The sequence below is a fragment of the Streptomyces milbemycinicus genome (assembly GCF_002154605.1).
GTDB lineage: Bacteria > Actinomycetota > Actinomycetes > Streptomycetales > Streptomycetaceae > Streptomyces > Streptomyces milbemycinicus.
Window position 1 is genome coordinate 1 of the sequence record NZ_MUNE01000558.1, and the last position, 1,856, is coordinate 1,856.

Sequence of the window (1,856 nt, forward strand, 5' to 3'; positions counted from 1 at the left end):
TGGTAGTTGACCGCGGCCACATTGGCGTCGGCCGCGACCGTCACCGTCCGCAGCGAGGTGGCGGCGAAGCCGTGTTCGCCGAAAAGCCGCTCGGCGGCGTCGAGGAGCCGGTCCAGGGTCGGGAGCGCGGGGGCGGGGGCGGGGGCGGGCTGAGGCTCATTCATCGGCACCAAAGTAAAACGAGCGCTTGATTCAGGCAAGCGATCCATGCTCCACTTGAAACGATCGTTTGAAATGCTCGATTGAAACGCTCGCTTTGACGGAGTGATCGCCATGCAGCAGTCCACGGCCCCGCCCACCGCACCGCCGCGCCCCGGCACCGCCCAACGGACGGCCGTCCTGACGGTGATGTGCCTGGCCCTCGCCGTCGTGGTCGGGATGCTCGCCTCGCTCCTGGTGGCCGTGCCCGACATGGCCCGCGACCTGCGGGCCACCGAGTCCGAGCTGCAATGGATCATGAACGCGTACGGTGTGGCCTTCGCCGGTCTGCTGCTCCTGGGCGGCGCCCTCGGCGACCGCTACGGCCGCAAGGGCGTCCTGCTCGCGGGTCTCGCCCTCTTCGCGCTGTCCTCGGGCGCCGTCGTCTGGACCGACGATGTGACGCTGGTGATCGGCCTGCGCGCCCTGGCGGGCGTGGGCGCGGCCCTGGTCATGCCGATGACCCTGTCGATCATCACCCATGTCTTCCCGCCCGAGGAGCGCGGCCGCGCCGTCGGCATCTGGTCCGGCGTCAGCTTCGGATCCGGTCTGCTCGCCGTGCTGATGGCCGGGGGCCTCCTGGAGGCGTACTCCTGGCGCTCGGTGTTCCTGACGAACGCCCTGCTCGCCGCCCTCGCCCTCGTCGTCGCCGCCGTGATCGCCCCGGCCTCGAAGCAGGCGGAGTCGGCGCGGCTCGATGTCGTGGGCGCCCTGCTGTCGGTGGTCGGCATCGGGGCGCTGGTCTTCGGCATCGTGGAGGGCCCGGAGCTCGGCTGGTCCGACGGCGCGGTGATCACGGGCTTCGCCCTGGGCGCCGTCGGGCTCGCGGCCTTCGTCGGCTGGGAGCTGCGGACCGCGCACCCGCTGCTGGACGTACGGGTGTTCCGGCTGCCGGGCGTCTCGGCGGGCTCACTGATCATCACGGCCGAGTCGATCGCCATGTACGGCTTCTTCTTCCTCGGCCTGCAGTATCTGCAGCAGATCCTCGGCTACTCCCCCATACGCTCCGGGCTCGCCCTCGTCTCCATGGCACTCGGCGCGATGCTGTTCTCGCCGGTCGCTCCTGGATTCGCCAAGCGGTACGGCATGCGTGCCGTGATGGGGTTGGGCATGGCCCTGATCGCTGGCGGCCTCGGTGTCCTGGCCGCCACGGTCGACGGCGGCGGCCTGTGGTCCTTCCTCGCCAGCACCACCCTCCTCGGTGCGGGCATCGCCTTCGCCGCGACCCCCGCCACCGAGGCCATCGTCGCCGCGCTGCCACCCGAAAAGCAGGGCGTCGCCTCCGCGCTCAACGACCTCACCCGCGAACTGGGCGGAGTCCTCGGCATCGCCGTCCTCGGCAGCGTCTTCAACACCACCTACCGCTCGGACGTCGCCGATACGACCCACGGCCTGCCGGCCGAGGCGGCGGACGCGACCCGCGACTCCCTGGCCGGCGCGCTGCGCGCCGCCACCGAACTGGACGGCCGGACCGGAGCCCGACTGGCCGACGCGGCCCGTGAGGCGTTCAACAGCGGCATGACCAACGCGCTGCTCGGCGGCATCGCAGTCGTCGCGCTGGGCGCGGTCGCGGCGGTGGCGCTGCTGTCGCGGCGCGCGCGCAGTTAGGCGGCGGTGAGCGCGGTGAGCATCCCGTCGGCCGCGTCGAAGGCGATCGC

At 71.8% G+C, this 1,856-nt stretch carries 2 protein-coding genes; one reads left to right on the forward strand and one right to left on the reverse strand.

Going from position 1 to position 1,856, the window contains the following annotated elements; all coding sequences use genetic code 11:
- A partial coding sequence (locus CCN51_RS60275; protein ID WP_425444788.1) for a TetR family transcriptional regulator occupies window positions 1–275 on the reverse strand: 275 nt, incomplete at its 3' end.
- Between CCN51_RS60275 and CCN51_RS37945 the strand changes: the two genes are divergently transcribed.
- Window positions 274–1,806, forward strand: a complete 1,533-nt coding sequence (locus CCN51_RS37945) for a DHA2 family efflux MFS transporter permease subunit (RefSeq protein WP_043486824.1) — start codon at window positions 274–276, stop codon at window positions 1,804–1,806. The two genes, CCN51_RS60275 and CCN51_RS37945, sit on opposite strands and share 2 nt — an antisense overlap.
- The last annotated feature ends 50 nt before the right edge of the window (window positions 1,807–1,856 follow it).

Coding starts and splice junctions, on each gene's coding strand:
- CCN51_RS37945 (WP_043486824.1), top strand. CDS start 274: ATGCAGCAGTCCACGGCCCCGCCCACCGCACCGCCGCGCCCCGGCACC.